General features: G+C 61.1%; 15 protein-coding genes and 1 pseudogene. 9 read left to right on the forward strand and 7 right to left on the reverse strand.

Annotated features, from left to right (window positions below; translation table 11 throughout):
* The first annotated feature begins 154 nt into the window (after positions 1-154).
* A complete protein-coding gene (locus tag KL786_RS02795; RefSeq protein WP_215516662.1) occupies positions 155-1,588 on the forward strand; it encodes an aminotransferase-like domain-containing protein in 1,434 nt (477 codons plus the stop codon).
* Positions 1,589-1,650: 62 nt separating this feature from the next.
* Positions 1,651-3,219 carry a phospholipase D family protein gene (locus KL786_RS02800; protein WP_215516663.1) on the forward strand — a complete coding sequence of 523 codons (1,569 nt, stop codon included), beginning with the start codon at positions 1,651-1,653 and terminating at the stop codon, positions 3,217-3,219.
* 65 nt (positions 3,220-3,284) lie between these two features.
* On the opposite strand, the gene KL786_RS02805 is transcribed toward KL786_RS02800, so the two are convergent.
* Positions 3,285-4,427, reverse strand: a complete 1,143-nt coding sequence (locus KL786_RS02805; protein ID WP_215516664.1) for an MFS transporter — start codon at positions 4,425-4,427, stop codon at positions 3,285-3,287.
* A 163-nt stretch (positions 4,428-4,590) separates the two neighbouring features.
* The gene (locus tag KL786_RS02810; protein WP_215516665.1) at positions 4,591-6,084 is read right to left on the reverse strand and encodes an aldehyde dehydrogenase; all 1,494 of its coding nucleotides are present in this window, start codon (positions 6,082-6,084) and stop codon (positions 4,591-4,593) included.
* 228 nt (positions 6,085-6,312) lie between these two features.
* Here KL786_RS02810 and KL786_RS02815 point away from each other — a divergent pair, with 228 nt between their 5' ends.
* The gene (locus tag KL786_RS02815) at positions 6,313-6,675 is read left to right on the forward strand and encodes a cupin domain-containing protein (RefSeq protein ID WP_032856821.1); all 363 of its coding nucleotides are present in this window, start codon (positions 6,313-6,315) and stop codon (positions 6,673-6,675) included.
* Between the two features lie 80 nt (positions 6,676-6,755).
* Here KL786_RS02815 and rpmG read toward each other — a convergent pair whose 3' ends face one another.
* Together rpmG and rpmB are read right to left on the reverse strand one after the other, a co-directional pair.
* A complete protein-coding gene (rpmG, locus tag KL786_RS02820) occupies positions 6,756-6,911 on the reverse strand; it encodes a 50S ribosomal protein L33 (RefSeq protein ID WP_003176906.1) in 156 nt (51 codons plus the stop codon).
* Between the two features lie 11 nt (positions 6,912-6,922).
* Complete coding sequence (gene rpmB / locus KL786_RS02825) at positions 6,923-7,156, reverse strand: 50S ribosomal protein L28 (RefSeq protein ID WP_007920377.1); 234 nt, start codon at positions 7,154-7,156, stop codon at positions 6,923-6,925.
* A 458-nt stretch (positions 7,157-7,614) separates the two neighbouring features.
* Between rpmB and KL786_RS02830 the strand changes: the two genes are divergently transcribed.
* Positions 7,615-9,207, forward strand: coding sequence for an ABC transporter substrate-binding protein (locus KL786_RS02830; RefSeq protein WP_215516666.1), 1,593 nt, complete (start codon positions 7,615-7,617; stop codon positions 9,205-9,207).
* Between the two features lie 41 nt (positions 9,208-9,248).
* Here KL786_RS02830 and radC read toward each other — a convergent pair whose 3' ends face one another.
* Positions 9,249-9,923: a RadC family protein gene (gene radC / locus KL786_RS02835; RefSeq protein ID WP_215516667.1), complete on the reverse strand. Its 675-nt coding sequence runs from the start codon at positions 9,921-9,923 to the stop codon at positions 9,249-9,251.
* A gap of 131 nt (positions 9,924-10,054) precedes the next feature.
* Here radC and coaBC point away from each other — a divergent pair, with 131 nt between their 5' ends.
* The 4 genes and pseudogenes from coaBC to argB all read left to right on the forward strand — a co-directional run bounded on the left by coaBC (position 10,055) and on the right by argB (position 14,206).
* Entirely contained in the window at positions 10,055-11,263 is a 1,209-nt protein-coding gene (gene coaBC, locus KL786_RS02840; RefSeq protein WP_029289805.1) for a bifunctional phosphopantothenoylcysteine decarboxylase/phosphopantothenate--cysteine ligase CoaBC, read from the forward strand.
* 5 nt (positions 11,264-11,268) lie between these two features.
* A complete protein-coding gene (dut, locus tag KL786_RS02845) occupies positions 11,269-11,724 on the forward strand; it encodes a dUTP diphosphatase (RefSeq protein ID WP_029289808.1) in 456 nt (151 codons plus the stop codon).
* Between the two features lie 148 nt (positions 11,725-11,872).
* Positions 11,873-13,279 (forward strand): annotated as a pseudogene (locus tag KL786_RS02850) (phosphomannomutase/phosphoglucomutase); the annotation flags it as partial.
* A 21-nt stretch (positions 13,280-13,300) separates the two neighbouring features.
* Positions 13,301-14,206, forward strand: coding sequence for an acetylglutamate kinase (argB, locus tag KL786_RS02855; protein ID WP_029289812.1), 906 nt, complete (start codon positions 13,301-13,303; stop codon positions 14,204-14,206).
* Positions 14,207-14,372: 166 nt separating this feature from the next.
* Here argB and pyrE read toward each other — a convergent pair whose 3' ends face one another.
* Positions 14,373-15,017 carry an orotate phosphoribosyltransferase gene (gene pyrE, locus KL786_RS02860; RefSeq protein ID WP_070994053.1) on the reverse strand — a complete coding sequence of 215 codons (645 nt, stop codon included), beginning with the start codon at positions 15,015-15,017 and terminating at the stop codon, positions 14,373-14,375.
* A gap of 82 nt (positions 15,018-15,099) precedes the next feature.
* On the opposite strand from pyrE, the gene crc reads away from it, so the two are divergent.
* Positions 15,100-15,879, forward strand: coding sequence for a catabolite repression control protein Crc (crc, locus tag KL786_RS02865; protein WP_029289816.1), 780 nt, complete (start codon positions 15,100-15,102; stop codon positions 15,877-15,879).
* A 58-nt stretch (positions 15,880-15,937) separates the two neighbouring features.
* Here crc and KL786_RS02870 read toward each other — a convergent pair whose 3' ends face one another.
* Positions 15,938-16,306 (reverse strand): DUF4870 domain-containing protein, encoded by a 369-nt coding sequence (locus tag KL786_RS02870; RefSeq protein WP_215516669.1) that lies wholly within the window; start codon positions 16,304-16,306, stop codon positions 15,938-15,940.
* Positions 16,307-16,310: the final 4 nt, after the last annotated feature.

Below are 16,310 nucleotides of genomic sequence, written 5' to 3' on the forward strand. Positions count from 1 at the left end.
CATTTGCCTGTTGCCATGAGTGACTAGAATGAATGGCGCGACAAAACCATTACAGATTCAACCAACCTTTATTAAATCCATACAGATACTGCCAAACGCGGGCTGAATCCTGTATTTTCCCTTCATCTGTACTGGTCCCCCGGGAGCGACCGCCATGACCCTCTACGTCAACCTCGCCGAATTGCTGGGTACCCGCATCGAACAGGGCTTCTATCGCCCCGGCGATCGCCTGCCCTCGGTACGTGCCCTGAGCGTGGAACATGGGGTCAGCCTGAGCACCGTGCAGCAGGCTTATCGGCTACTGGAAGACAACGGCCTGGCGACGCCCAAGCCAAAATCCGGCTACTTCGTGCCCGTCGGGCGCGAGCTGCCGGCGCTGCCCGCCGTGGGTCGTCCGGCCCAGCGCCCGGTGGAGATTTCCCAGTGGGACCAGGTACTGGAACTGGTCCGCGCGGTGCCGCGCAAAGACGTCATACAGTTGGGCCGCGGCATGCCGGATGTACTGTCACCGACCATCAAGCCCTTGCTGCGCAGCCTCGCCCGGGTCAGCCGGCGTCAGGACCTGCCGGGCCTGTACTACGACAACATCTACGGCTGTATGGAATTGCGTGAGCAAATAGCCCGTCTGTCATTGGATTCCGGCTGCCAGCTCGACGCCCAGGACATCGTGATCACCACCGGCTGCCACGAGGCGTTGTCCTCCAGCATCCGTGCGATTTGCGAGCCCGGCGATATCGTCGCCGTGGACTCGCCGAGCTTCCACGGCGCCATGCAAACCCTCAAGGGCCTGGGCATGAAAGCCCTGGAAATCCCCACCGACCCGCTGACCGGTATCAGCCTCGAAGCCCTGGAACTGGCCCTGGAGCAATGGCCGATCAAGGTTATCCAGCTGACCCCCAACTGCAACAACCCCCTGGGCTACATCATGCCCGAGGCGCGCAAGCGGGCATTGCTGACCCTGGCCCAGCGCTTTGACGTGGCGATTATCGAAGACGATGTGTATGGCGAACTGGCCTACAGCTACCCGCGCCCGCGCACCATCAAATCCTTCGACGAAGATGGCCGTGTCCTACTCTGCAGCTCATTCTCCAAGACCCTGGCCCCCGGCCTGCGGATCGGCTGGGTGGCACCTGGCCGTTATCTGGAGCGGGTGCTGCACATGAAGTACATCAGCACCGGTTCGACCGCGACCCAACCACAGATCGCCATTGCCGAATTCCTCAAGAACGGGCACTTCGAACCCCATTTGCGGCGGATGCGTACCCAATACCAGCGCAATCGCGACCTGATGCTCGATTGGGTCAGCCGTTATTTCCCCGCCGGCACCCGGGCCAGCCGGCCCCAGGGCAGCTTTATGCTGTGGGTGGAACTGCCCGACGGGTTCGACACCCTCAAGCTCAACCGGGCCCTGGTCGAACAAGGGGTGCAGATTGCGGTAGGCAGCATCTTTTCCGCCTCGGGCAAATACCGGAACTGCCTGCGGATGAACTACGCTGCCAAGCCAACACCCCAGGTTGAAGAGGCCGTGCGCAAGGTCGGGGCAACAGCGATCAAGATGCTGGCCGAAACCGAGCCACGGGTGGACTGACCTTTTGCCATCAATCACCGTCATATACCCACCACCGCCCTGATTCGGAACCTGTCTCCTTGATGAGCCAAAGGCTGTTAGCGTTTTTCCTGCTCGGGTTCCTGGGCCTGGGCGGTTGCGCCACCCTGGACGAACCCCGCGTACCCAGCGAGGCGCTGCCGGCGACGCAGTCCGCCTTCGGCCGCTCGATCCAGGCCCAGGCCGCGCCCTATAAGGGCCGCTCCGGGTTTCGCCTGCTGCCCAACAGCAGCGAAGCGTTCATGGCCCGCGCCGAACTGATCCGCAATGCCCAGACCAGCCTCGACTTGCAGTACTACATCGTCCATGACGGCATCAGCACGCGCATGCTGGTAGACGAGTTGCTCACGGCGGCCGACCGTGGCGTGCGGGTGCGCATCCTGCTGGACGACACCACCAGCGACGGCCTGGACCAGATCATCGCCACCCTGGCCGCGCACCCGCAGATCCAGATTCGCCTGTTCAACCCATTGCACCTGGGCCGCAGCACCGGGGTGACGCGCGCCATGGGCCGCTTGTTCAACCTGTCGCTGCAACACCGGCGCATGCACAACAAGCTGTGGCTGGCGGATAACAGCGTGGCGATTGTCGGTGGGCGCAACCTGGGAGATGAGTATTTCGATGCCGAGCCCAACCTGAACTTCACCGACATCGACATGCTTAGCGTGGGGCCGGTGGCCGAACAACTGGGCCACAGCTTTGACCAGTACTGGAACAGTGCGCTGAGCAAGCCTATCGCCGACTTTATCTCCAGCGCCCCGTCCTCCCGCGACCTGGCCACGGCGCGCGGGCTGCTGGAGACGTCTCTGGCCGAGTCGCGCCAGCAAAACCATGCCCTGTATAACCGCCTGCGGACCTACAAGACCCAACCACGCATGGAGATCTGGCGCCGGGAACTGATCTGGGCCTGGAACCAGGCGCTGTGGGACGCGCCGAGCAAGGTCCTGGCCAAGGCCGATCCTGATCCACGCTTGCTGCTCACCACTCAACTGGCGCCCGAGCTGGAAGGTGTGCGCCACGAACTGATGATGATCTCGGCCTACTTCGTCCCCGGCCAACCGGGCCTGGTGTACCTGACCAGCCGCGCGGACGCGGGGGTTGCGGTGAGCCTTTTGACCAACTCCCTGGAAGCCACCGACGTGCCGGCGGTACACGGCGGCTATGCCCCCTATCGCAAGGCGCTGCTGGAACACGGGGTGAAACTCTACGAGCTGCGCCGCCAACCCGGAGACGGCGGCGGTGGCAGTGGTCCGCATCTACTGGGCAGCCGCTCGCTGTATGGCTCGGACTCCAGCCTGCACAGCAAGGCAATGATCTTCGATCGACAAAAATCGTTTATCGGCTCATTCAATTCCGACCCGCGGTCGGTGCTGTGGAACACCGAAGTCGGCGTGCTGGTGGACAGCCCGGAGCTGGCCGAGCATGTGCGCAAGCTGGCCCTGCAAGGGATGGCACCGGCCTTGAGTTACGAGGCCAAGTTGCAGGATGGCCAAGTGGTCTGGGTGACGGAAGATAACGGCCAACTGCACACCCTGACCCGCGAGCCAGGCAGTTGGTGGCGCCGGTTCAATGCCTGGTTCGCCACCACCGTGGGTCTGGAGCGCATGCTCTAAGAACCACGAATATCCATTGTGGGAGCTGGCTTGCCTGCTCCCACAGTTTTGATCGCATTTCCAAGTCAGGCTGGTTGCTCGACGCCAAACGCGCCTTGGCGCAGCAACAAAATCACCAGCCCCAACGCCCCCGCCGCCATCAACAGCGGCAACGCATGCCCGCTGATCCACTGGCTGCCAGCCCCCGCCACCAGCGGCCCGATCAGGCAGCCAATGCCCCACAACTGCGCAATATGGGCATTGGCCCGCACTAGCGCATCGTCACGGTAGCGCTCGCCGATCAGAATCAACGACAAGGTGAACAAGCCCCCCGCACTGGCACCGAACAGGACCCAGATCGGCCAGATCAGCCAGGTATCCAGCAACGGCGCAATGGCCAGGCTCGACAGCAGCAACAGCACCGCGCAGCCGAGAAACAGGGTGCGCCTGGGCAGGTAATCGGCCAACGCACCAATCGGCAATTGCAGCAGCGCATCGCCTACCACCACGGTGCTGACCATCGCCAGTGCCACCTCGGCAGTGAAGCCCTGTTGCAGGCAATACACCGGCAACAGCGTCAGAATCATCGCCTCGAACGCGGCAAACAACGCCACCGCCCAGGCAATCGCCGGCAAGCCCCGGCAAAATCCCCATAAATCGCCAAAGGTCACGCTGAAGGCCTCTGCCGTCGGTGCCCCGCTACGCCCCAGCAGCAGGAATGGCGCAACAATCAACAGACCGACGCCAACCCAAAAGCCATAGTCATGATCGGTACCCAGCACGCCGAGCAACAACGGCCCCGACAGCTGGCTCAAGGCGTAGGTACAGCCATACAGCGCCACCAGCCGACCACGCCACTGTTCCACCACCAGTTGGTTGATCCAGCTTTCGCCGAGGATAAACACAATGGTCAGGATCACCCCGATCATCAACCGCAGCACCAGCCACACCGGGTAGCTGGGCAATACCGCCAGCAAACCGATGGAAATCGCCCCGGCCCACAGGCACAGGCGCATCAGGTTTGCCGTGCCCAGCCAGGAAGCCAGGCGACTGGACACCTTGGCGCCCAGCAACACGCCGAACGCCGGCATGGCCGCCATGATGCCGATGGCAAAGTTGCCATAGCCCCAGCTTTCCAGGCGCAGGGACACCAGCGGCATGCTGACGCCCAGGGCAAGGCCGACGCTGAGCACCGAAGCCAGGACGGCGAAGTAAGTCGCCCAACGCATTGCCACGCTCCTGTGGATAACTCATTCATGGACGGTAAAACGAACTGTAGGAGCGAGCTTGCTCGCGAAGAACTCAAGGACACCGCGTTCAACCAGACAGAACGCGTTATCGTTGACGTTTTTCGCGAGCAAGCTCGCTCCTACAAGGGATCAGCTGGGTTGCTTACAGCTTGATCCAGGTCGCCTTCAGTTCGGTGTATTTATCGAACGCGTGCAGCGACTTGTCGCGACCGTTACCCGACTGCTTGAACCCGCCAAACGGCGCAGTCATGTCACCGCCATCGTACTGGTTGATCCACACGCTACCGGCACGCAGGGCCTTGGCGGTCAGGTGTGCCTTGGAGATATTCGAGGTCCACACCGCAGCGGCCAGGCCATAAGGCGTGTCGTTGGCGATGGCTACGGCTTCGTCAGCGCTGTCGAAGGTAATCACCGACAGGACCGGGCCAAAGATCTCTTCCTGGGCAATCTTCATGGCGTTGGTCACGCCGTCGAAAATCGTCGGTTCGACGTAAGTGCCGCCGGTTTCCTGCAGGGTGCGCTTGCCACCGGCCACCAGTTTGGCGCCATCGGCGTGCCCGGCTTCGATGTACGACAGCACGGTGTTCATCTGCTGGGTATCCACCAGCGCACCGACGTTGGTGGCCGGGTCCAGCGGGTTGCCCGGCTTCCAGCCCTTGAGGGCCTCGATCACCATCGGCAGGAATTTATCCTTGATCGAACGCTCCACCAGCAGGCGTGAGCCGGCGGTGCAGACTTCGCCCTGGTTGAAGGCGATGGCGCCGGCGGCGGATTCGGCAGCGGCCTGCAGGTCCGGAGCATCGGCAAACACGATGTTCGGGCTCTTGCCGCCCGCTTCCAGCCAGACGCGCTTCATGTTCGACTCGCCGGAGTAGATCATCAGTTGCTTGGCGATCTTGGTGGAACCGGTGAACACCAGGGTGTCCACGTCCATATGCAGCGCCAGGGCCTTGCCCACAGTGTGGCCGTAGCCCGGCAGCACGTTGAGCACGCCTTTGGGGATACCGGCTTCAACGGCCAGGGCAGCGATGCGGATGGCGGTCAGCGGCGATTTTTCCGACGGCTTGAGGACGACCGAGTTACCGGTGGACAGCGCCGGCCCCAGTTTCCAGCAGGCCATCATCAGCGGGAAGTTCCACGGCACGATGGCCGCCACCACGCCGACGGGCTCGCGGGTCACCAGGCCCAGTTGGTCATGGGGGGTGGCGGCGACTTCATCGTAAATCTTGTCGATGGCCTCGCCGCTCCAGCTCAGGGCTTGCGCTGCGCCTGGAATGTCGATGCCCAGGGAGTCACCGATTGGCTTGCCCATGTCCAAGGTTTCAAGCAGGGCCAGCTCTTCGGCATTGGCCTTGAGCAGCGCGGCGAAACGGATCATGGTGGCTTTGCGCTTGGCCGGGGCCAGGCGTGACCAGGCGCCGGAGTTGAAGGTGGCACGGGCGTTTTCCACGGCGCGCTGGGCGTCGGCGACGTCACAGCTGGCGACCGTGGTCAGCAGGCGGCCATCGACCGGGCTGAGGCATTCGAACGTGTCGCCGGAAACGGCGGCGGTGTATTCGCCATTGATGTACGCGCGGCCTTCAATCTTCAGGTCCTTGGCGCGTTGTTCCCAGTCGGCACGGGTCAGGGTGGTCATGCGAGTGTCCTCCTCTTATTAAATATAAGGGCCCGGCGTTATCACCAGTTCCCTTCCAAATGCTTGCCCGGCCAGCCAGCTATTCGGTCCGAGGCACCCGCCACCCTAAACCAGCCACAAGGGATGTTTCAATATATTTGACATAACGGCAGCAAACGCCCTTGCGATGTTCATTTTAATAAACATAGACTTTGGCTCTCCAACCCCAGGCCTAGACGGGATACGTGCATGAACATTCAGGATATCGTCGATTTCAGCCAGGCGAACACCGCCGCCGAACGCTACCGCCCCGCCGCAGAAAAAATCCTCAAGGGCGATCCCGAGCAAACGGTCTACAACCACTACAACAGCCCGTGCGGCCAGATGAACGCCGGGGTCTGGGAAGGTGAAGCCGGGCAATGGAAGGTCAACTACACCGAACACGAGTATTGCGAGATCGTGCAGGGGGTTTCGGTGCTGCGCGATGCCGACGGCAACGCCAAGACCTTGCGCGCCGGCGATCGCTTCGTCATCCCGGCCGGCTTCAGTGGCACCTGGGAAGTGCTGGAGTCATGCCGCAAGATCTACGTGATATTCGAAGAAAAGGCCTGATCGGTCGCGCACGACTTTTTCCAAGGCAAAAAAAACCCGCATCGTGAGATACGGGTTTTTTTCACAAGAAAGAAAACCAATTACTTGATTTTGCCTTCTTTGTAGATCACGTGCTTGCGAACGCGCGGGTCGAACATTTTCTTTTCGAGCTTGTCCGGGGTAGTACGCTTGTTCTTGTCGGTAGTGTAGAAGTGACCAGTACCGGCGCTAGAGATCATTCGAATCAATTCACGCATGATTTAGCTCCTTAGATTTTGCCGTCGCGGCGCAGTTCAGCGAGCACGACAGTGATGCCACGCTTGTCGATGATGCGCATGCCTTTGGCAGATACGCGCAGACGGACAAAACGTTTCTCTTCTTCAACCCAGAAGCGGTGATGCTGCAGGTTTGGCAGGAAACGACGACGGGTTTTGTTGTTTGCGTGGGAAATGTTATTCCCAGTCACCGGACCCTTACCGGTAACTTGACAGACTCTCGACATGCCTCAGCCCTCTAAAACCACATGCCCAACCCGGCATGGGTTGGCCGCTTAATCTCTCAGTCATTTGGCGCCAGGCGCCGCGTTTCTTTAAGGGTCTTACCGGCTACACCTACAGTGAAGGAACCGGGCCCCTAGAAAAGAGCGCTGCTTTATACCAGAAAGACCCCAGTGCAACAACAGCCGGTGTGTTTTTCCCGCTGTAAATCTCGCCCACACAGGCCCCAAGTGCAGCCAGGATGGGCCGCTGTACAATTAAACCGCTCGTCGCACCGAATGTTTTATCGCTGCTACGTGTACGACAGGGCGCCGGGCAAAATGACCTGCAGTGCCATCAAAACAGTATTTACGGCCCCTGCACAGGTAAATATGGGCTAGTCATTTGCCAATCAGCCTACTACGGTAGGACTTTTCCAGACTGCACTCGCAGATGGGCCTTCGATCTGCACAGGAAACCGACCATGCGTCTCGCTGCCCTACCCTTATTGCTCGCCCCGCTCTTCCTCGCCCCGCTGGCCCAGGCAGCCTCTACGCTGAGCGTCTGCACCGAGGCCAGCCCCGAAGGGTTCGATGTGGTGCAATACAATTCGCTGACTACCACCAACGCCTCGGCGGATGTGCTGATGAATCGCCTGGTGGACTTCGACGCCGCGAGCGGCAAGCTGGTGCCGAGCCTGGCCGATAGCTGGGAAGTCTCGCCGGACGGCCTGACCTACACCTTTAAATTGCACCCGGACGTCAAATTCCACCGCACCGCGTATTTCAGCCCGAGCCGCAGCCTGACCGCCGAAGACGTGCGTTTCAGTTTCGAGCGCATGCTCGATCCGGCCAACCCCTGGCACCAGATTGCCCAGAGCGGTTTCCCCCACGCCCAGTCCCTGCAACTGCCGGCGCTGATCAAGAAGATCGACGCCCTGGACCCGCTGACCGTGCGTTTTACCCTCGATCACGCCGACTCCACGTTCCTTGCCGCACTGAGCATGGGCTTTGCCTCGATCTACCCCGCCGAATACGCAGGCAACCTGCTCAAGGCCGGCACCCCGGAAAAGCTCAATAGCCAACCCATCGGCACCGGGCCGTTCGTGTTCGGGCGGTTCCAGAAAGATGCGGCCATTCGCTACAAGGCCAACCCGGATTACTTTGCCGGCAAACCGGCTGTGGATAACTTGATCTTTGCCATCACCCCGGACGCCAATGTGCGCCTGCAGAAACTGCGCCGGGATGAATGCCAGATTGCCTTGTCGCCCAAACCCCTGGATATCGGTGAAGCGCAAAAGGATCCTGCACTCAAAGTGGAAAAAACCGCTGCCTTCATGACGGCCTTTGTCGCCATCAACAGCCAGCACCCGCCACTGGACAAGCCACAAGTGCGCCAGGCGATCAACCTGGCCTTCGACAAGGCCAGCTACCTCAAGGCCGTGTTTGAAGGCACCGCCGAAGCCGCCAATGGGCCCTACCCGCCCAATACCTGGGGTTTTGCCAAGGAGCTGCCGGGTTATCCACAGGACATCGCCAAGGCCAAAGGGCTGCTGGATCGCGCCGGGCTCAAGGACGGTTTCAAGACCACTATCTGGACCCGGCCATCTGGCAGCCTGCTCAATCCCAACCCCAGCCTGGGCGCCCAGCTATTGCAGGCCGACCTGGCCAAGATCGGCATCCAGGCAGAGATCCGCGTGATCGAATGGGGCGAGCTGATCCGCCGCGCCAAGGCCGGCGAGCACGACCTGCTGTTCATGGGCTGGGCCGGCGACAATGGCGACCCGGACAACTTCCTGACCCCGCAGTTTTCCTGCGCGGCGGTCAAGTCCGGCACCAACTTCGCCCGTTACTGCGACCCTGCGCTGGACAAGCTGATCAGTGCCGGCAAGACCACCAACGAGCAAGGCGTGCGCAGCAAGCTGTACCAACAGGCGCAGGCGCAGATCCAACAGCAGGCGCTGTGGTTGCCACTGGCTCACCCGACGGCCTTTGCCCTGACGCGCAAGAATGTCGAGGGGTACCAGGTCAGCCCGTTTGGGCGGCAGGACTTCTCCAAAGTCGATGTGAAGCCGTAAGCCACAAGCTGCAAGCCCGCTTGAGGCTTGCCGCTACCCTTCTATATCCATCCATATTCGGCCATCGACAGCGGGTCACCATCGCCGACGATAATGTGATCCAGTACCCGCACATCCACCAGATCCAGGGCCTTTTGCAGCACTTTGGTCAATTTTCGATCAGCAATGCTCGGCTCGGTGCTCCCGGATGGATGGTTGTGGCACAGGATCAATGCCGCAGCGTTGTAGTCCAGGGCGCGCTTGACCACTTGTCGCGGGTAGACCGTGGCACTGTCGATGGTGCCCTGGAACAACGCTTCGAAGCCCAGCACCCGATGCCTTGAGTCGAGAAACAGGCAACCAAATATCTCGTGGGGCTCATGACGCAGCAGGGCCTTGAGGTAATCACGCACCGCCACCGGGCTTTCCAGCACCGACTCATTACGCACATGTTCGGCCAGATGGCGCCGCCCCATTTCCAGCACAGCCTGCAGTTGGGCAAACTTCGCCGGCCCCAGGCCCAGATGCTGGATGAATACGCTCTGCCGGGCCTCCAGCAGCGCACGTAGGCTGCCAAATTGCGCCAACAGATGGCGCGCCAGGTCCACGGCGCTTTTACCCGAGACGCCGGTACGCAGGAAAATCGCCAGCAGCTCGGCATCCGAGAGACTCGCCGCCCCCAACGCCAAAAGCTTCTCCCGCGGCCGCTCCGCCATAGGCCAGTTACGAATACTCATGGCACCTCCGTGTGCATGTGCGCCGCTGTTGCATGGCGGGCGCTGTGTTATCTTAGCCGCTCTTTTTTGCGCGCGATTTCACCTGGGGAGGGGGGATCGCAACGCCATCACTGAACTGGAAAGGCAAACCAATGCAGCGTCTGTATCGGAAACGCATCGTTCTCGGCGTCGGCGGCGGCATTGCCGCCTACAAGAGCGCAGAGTTGGTTCGCAGGCTCCTGGACCAAGGCGCCGAAGTGCGCGTGGTCATGACCCGTGGCGGCAGTGAGTTCATCACCCCGCTGACCATGCAGGCCCTGTCCGGCCACCCGGTTCACCTGGATTTGCTGGACCCGGCCGCCGAAGCTGCCATGGGCCATATCGAGCTGGCCAAATGGGCCGACCTGGTACTGATCGCACCCGCCACTGCCGACCTGATCGCCCGCCTCGCCCAAGGCATTGCCGACGACCTGCTGACCACACTGGTACTGGCCACCGACGCCACCGTCGCCATCGCTCCGGCGATGAACCAGGCCATGTGGCGCGACCCGGCGACCCAGGCCAACACCCAACTGCTGCAAAGCCGTGGCCTCAAGGTCTTCGGCCCGGCCTCCGGCAGCCAGGCCTGTGGCGACGTCGGCCTGGGCCGCATGCTCGAAGCCACCGACCTGGCGCTGTGCGCCGCCGAGTGCTTCCAGCACCTGGCCCTGACCGGCAAGCACGTGCTGATTACCGCCGGCCCGACCCAGGAAAACATCGACCCGGTGCGCTACATCACCAACCATAGCTCAGGGAAAATGGGCTTTGCCCTGGCTGAAGCGGCGGTTGAGGCAGGCGCGCGCGTGACCCTGATCACAGGCCCAGTGCATCTGCCGACCCCAGACCGAGTCACCCGCATCGACGTAGTCAGCGCCCGCGACATGCTTGCGGCCTGTGAGGCAGCGATTCCCTGCGATGTGTTTATCGCTTCGGCAGCGGTCGCAGACTACCGCCCGGAAGTGGTTGCGCCGCAAAAACTCAAGAAAGACCCTACAAGCGGCGACGGCCTGCTCCTGCAAATGGTGCGCAACCCGGACATTTTGGCCACCATCGCCACCCGCGCGGATCGTCCGTTCAGCGTCGGTTTCGCCGCCGAGACCGAAAACCTGCTGGACTACGCCGCACGCAAACTCAAAGACAAAAACCTCGACCTGATCGTTGCCAATGATGTCGCTAACCCGAGCATCGGCTTCAACAGCGAGGAAAACGCCTGCAGCGTGATTGACCGCGAGCTGCACGCCACCCTTTTCGCCCAGACCAGCAAGGGCAAGATTGCCCGCCAACTGATCTCTTTTATCGCCCAACGGCTGAACCAGGTTTAATTTCCATGCACGCTTTGCAAGCCAAGATCCTCGACCCCCGCATCGGCAGCGAATTTCCACTGCCGGCCTACGCCACGCCGGGCTCCGCCGGCCTGGACCTGCGCGCCATGCTCAAGCAAGACACCGTCCTTGAGCCGGGCCAGACCCTGTTGATCCCCACCGGCCTGTCGATCTACGTCGGCGATCCCGGCCTGGCAGCGCTGATCCTGCCGCGCTCCGGCCTGGGTCACAAACACGGGATCGTGCTGGGCAACCTCGTGGGCCTGATCGACTCCGACTACCAGGGCGAATTGATGGTCTCGTGCTGGAACCGTGGCCAGACCGCCTTCAACATCGCCGTCGGCGAGCGCATCGCTCAACTGGTCCTGGTGCCGGTGGTGCAAGCGCATTTCGAGCTGGTGACCGAGTTCGACGAAACCCAGCGTGGCGCGGGCGGTTTCGGGCATTCCGGCAGCCACTGACTACGCTCAGGCATGCCGGACTCTGCGTCCGACATGCCCCGATGGCATTTTCGCACCACGAACTCTAGGGCAAAAACACCGTCTTACCCTTCAGTTTGAGCCTGCCGGTCGCCACATTCAGGCCTGTCCGCACCGTATCGATGGAGTTTCCCCAGTGATGAGCAACGCAGCCCCAGTCGCACCGACGTTTCCCGACAGCATTTTCCGCGCCTACGACATCCGTGGCGTCGTGCCGAAAACCCTGACCGCCGAAACCGCCTACTGGATCGGCCGCGCCATCGGCTCCCAGAGCCTGGCCCAGGGCGAGCCCAACGTCTCGGTAGGCCGTGATGGCCGCCTGTCCGGCCCCGAGCTGGTGGAGCGCCTGATCCAGGGCCTGGCCGACAGCGGCTGCCATGTCAGCGACGTCGGCCTGGTGCCGACCCCGGCGCTGTACTACGCCGCCAACGTGCTGGCCGGCAAGTCGGGCGTCATGCTCACCGGCAGCCACAACCCGTCGGACTACAACGGCTTCAAGATCGTGATCGCCGGCGACACCCTGGCCAACGAACAGATCCAGGCCCTGCACACGCGCCTGAAAACCAACGACCTGACCAGCGGTAAAGGCAGCATCACCCAGGTCGATATCCTCCAGCGCTATTCGGATGAAATCACCCGTGACGTCAAGCTTGAGCGTCGCCTGAAGGTCGTGGTGGACTGCGGCAACGGCGCAGCCGGCGTGATCGCTCCGCAATTGCTCGAAGCCCTGAACTGCGAAGTGATCCCGCTGTTCTGCGACGTCGACGGCCACTTCCCCAACCATCACCCGGACCCGGGCAAACCTGAAAACCTGGTGGACCTGATCGCCAAGGTCGAAGAAGTGGGCGCCGATCTCGGCCTGGCCTTCGATGGCGACGGCGACCGCGTGGGCGTGGTGACCAACACCGGCAGCATCGTGTTCCCCGACCGCCTGCTGATGCTGTTCGCCCGCGACGTGGTGGCGCGCAACCCAGGCGCCGAGATCATTTTCGACGTGAAGTGCACCCGTCGCCTGACACCGCTGATCAAGGAATACGGTGGCCGTCCGCTGATGTGGAAGACCGGTCATTCGTTGATCAAAAAGAAAATGAAGGAAACCGGCGCCCTGCTGGCCGGCGAAATGAGCGGCCACGTGTTCTTCAAGGAGCGCTGGTTCGGTTTTGATGACGGCATCTACAGTGCCGCGCGCCTGCTGGAGATCCTCAGCAAGGAAAAATCCAGCGCCGAAGAGCTGTTCGAGACCTTCCCGAACGATATTTCCACGCCGGAAATCAATATCCATGTGACCGAAGAGAGCAAATTCAGCATCATTGACGCACTGCACGATGCGCAATGGGGTGAAGGCGCCAACCTGACCTCCATTGATGGTGTGCGAGTCGATTATGCCGAAGGCTGGGGCCTGGTTCGCGCGTCCAACACCACGCCGGTGCTGGTCCTGCGTTTCGAGGCGGATACCGAGGCCGAGTTGCAGCGCATCAAGGACGTGTTCCACGCCCAGTTGAAACGTGTTGCCCCTGATCTCCAACTACCGTTCTGATTATTTGCCCCGGAGCCCTGAATGACCCTCGAACGCGAAGCCGCCGCCAACACCGCCAAGGTCCTTTCCGAAGCGCTGCCTTACATTCGACGCTACGTCGGCAAGACGCTGGTGATCAAGTACGGCGGCAATGCCATGGAAAGCGACGAGCTGAAAACCGGCTTTGCCCGCGACATCGTGTTGATGAAAGCCGTCGGGATCAACCCGGTGGTGGTGCACGGCGGCGGGCCGCAGATCGGTGACCTGCTCAAGCGCTTGTCCATCGAGAGTCATTTCATCGACGGCATGCGCGTCACCGATGCGCAGACCATGGACGTGGTGGAGATGGTCCTCGGCGGCCAGGTGAACAAAGACATCGTCAACCTGATCAACCGCCACGGCGGCAGCGCTATCGGCCTGACCGGCAAGGACGCCGAGCTGATCCGCGCGAAGAAACTTACCGTGACCCGCAAGACCCCGGAGATGACCCAGCCGGAAATCATCGACATCGGCCAGGTAGGCGAAGTGATCGGCATCAACACCGACTTGCTCAACCTGCTGGTCAAGGGCGACTTCATTCCGGTGATTGCGCCGATCGGCGTGGGTGCCAACGGTGAGTCCTACAACATCAACGCCGACCTGGTCGCCGGCAAAGTTGCCGAGGCCCTGAAGGCCGAGAAGCTGATGTTGCTGACCAACATCGCCGGCCTGATGGACAAGGAAGGCAAGGTCCTGACCGGCCTGACCACCCAGCAGGTCGACGATTTGATCGCCGACGGCACCATCTACGGCGGCATGCTGCCGAAGATCCGCTGCGCACTGGAGGCGGTGCAAGGTGGGGTTGGCAGCTCGTTGATCATCGATGGCCGGGTGCCGAACGCAGTGTTGCTGGAGATCTTCACCGATACCGGCATGGGCACGCTGATCAGCAATCGCAAGCGCCCCTAAGCACCAGAAAACAAAAGGCCCCGCTCAATCAAATTGAGCGGGGCCTTTTGTTTGCACGCGATCCAAATGTGGGAGCGGGCTTGCTCGCGAAAGCGGAGTGTCAGTCACTGAATATGTTTCTGACCTACCGTATTCGCGAGCAAGCCCGCTCCCACAGGGTTCGGTGTCAGACGCCAAACTGCTCGCGGTATGCACGAACAGCCGGCAGGTGCTGCTTGAGCTGTGGGTCGTCTTCGAGGAACTGCAACACCTGGTTCAGCGACACGATGCTCACCACCGGGATTGCGAAGTCACGCTCCACTTCCTGGATCGCCGACAACTCACCGTTGCCACGCTCCTGACGGTTCAGCGCGATCAATACGCCAGCGGCCTTGGCGCCATCCTGGGACGCAATGATCTGCATCACTTCGCGGATCGCGGTGCCGGCGGTGATCACGTCGTCGATGATCAGCACGTCACCGGTCAACGGTGCGCCGACCAGGCTACCGCCTTCGCCATGGGCCTTGGCTTCCTTGCGGTTGAAGCACCATGGCAGATCCCGGTCGTGATGTTCAGCCAGGGCCACCGCGGTCGCAGCAGCCAACGGAATGCCTTTGTAGGCCGGGCCAAACAGCACGTCGAAGGAAATGCCGCTTTCAACGATGGCGGCCGCGTAGAAACGCCCCAGTTGCGCCAGGGCAGAACCCGAGTTGAACAGGCCGGCATTAAAGAAGTATGGGCTGGTGCGCCCGGACTTGAGGGTGAACTCACCGAAGCGCAAAACCCCGCGATCGATGGCAAAACGAATGAAATCGCGTTGATACGCCTGCATGAAAAAAGCCTCAGATACCACGGATTTAGCTAAATAGGTAGACGGCGTGTATCATACACGCACGCGATTTTTGGGGCCATTTATGCGGATCATCAGTGTGAACGTTAATGGTATTCAGGCTGCAGTCGAGCGTGGTTTGCTCAGTTGGCTGCAAGCCCAGAATGCCGACGTCATCTGCCTGCAGGACACCCGCGCCTCCGCCTTTGAACTGGACGACCCAGCCTTCCAACTGGATGGCTACTTCCTTTATGCCTGTGATGCCGAAGTCCCTGCCCAAGGTGGCGTGGCTCTGTACTCACGGTTGCAACCCAAGGCGGTCATCAGCGGCCTCGGCTTCGAGACAGCCGATCGCTACGGGCGCTACCTGCAAGCCGATTTCGACAAAGTCAGTATTGCTACCTTGCTGCTCCCTTCGGGGATGAACGGCGATGAAGACTTGAACCAGAAGTTCAAGCTAATGGACGATTTCGCCCGTTATCTGGATAAACAGCGACGCAAACGCCGCGAGTACATTTATTGTGGCTCGTTGTATGTGGCGCAACAGAAGCTGGATATCAAGAACTGGCGCGACAGCCAGCAATCCCCGGGTTTCCTGGCGCCGGAACGGGCCTGGATGGACGAGATTGTCGGCAACATGGGTTATGTAGATGCCCTGCGTGAAGTCAGCCGCGAAGGTGACCAGTACAGCTGGTGGCCAGACAACGAACAGGCCGAGATGCTCAATCTGGGCTGGCGTTTTGACTACCAACTGCTGACCCCCGGCCTGCGCCGGTTTGTCCGCAGCGCACGCCTGCCGCGTCAACCGCGCTTCTCGCAACATGCGCCGTTGATCGTGGATTACGACTGGACCTTGACCATCTGAGATCAATATCCAAGTACAAAAAAACCGACATCGCTGTCGGTTTTTTTGTGGGCGATCATTATTTGATCAATCGCCATGTGCACGGGTAGCGGTAGGCAATGCCTTTATTGGCCTTGATGCCCCCAATGATGGTCAGCACCAGAGCGGCAATCACCAGCACCGCCATCATCAGGAAACCAATGATCACAAAACCCAGGACAAAGCAGACCAGCCAGGCAATGGCCACGGTCAGCTGGAAGTTCAGCGCTTCCTTGCCCTGATCATCGATCAACGGGTCCATGTCCTTTTTCACCTGCCACAGGATCAACGGCCCCAGCACGCTGCCAAACGGAAACACCAGGCCGAGGAACGCCGCGAAGTGACAGAGCATGGCCCACTGGCGCACTTCCTTGTTCTGGGCTGACACGGGAAGCTGGTTGTCACTCATGGCG

The organism is Pseudomonas sp. TAE6080 (assembly GCF_018732265.1).
Classification (GTDB): Bacteria; Pseudomonadota; Gammaproteobacteria; order Pseudomonadales; family Pseudomonadaceae; genus Aquipseudomonas; species Aquipseudomonas brenneri.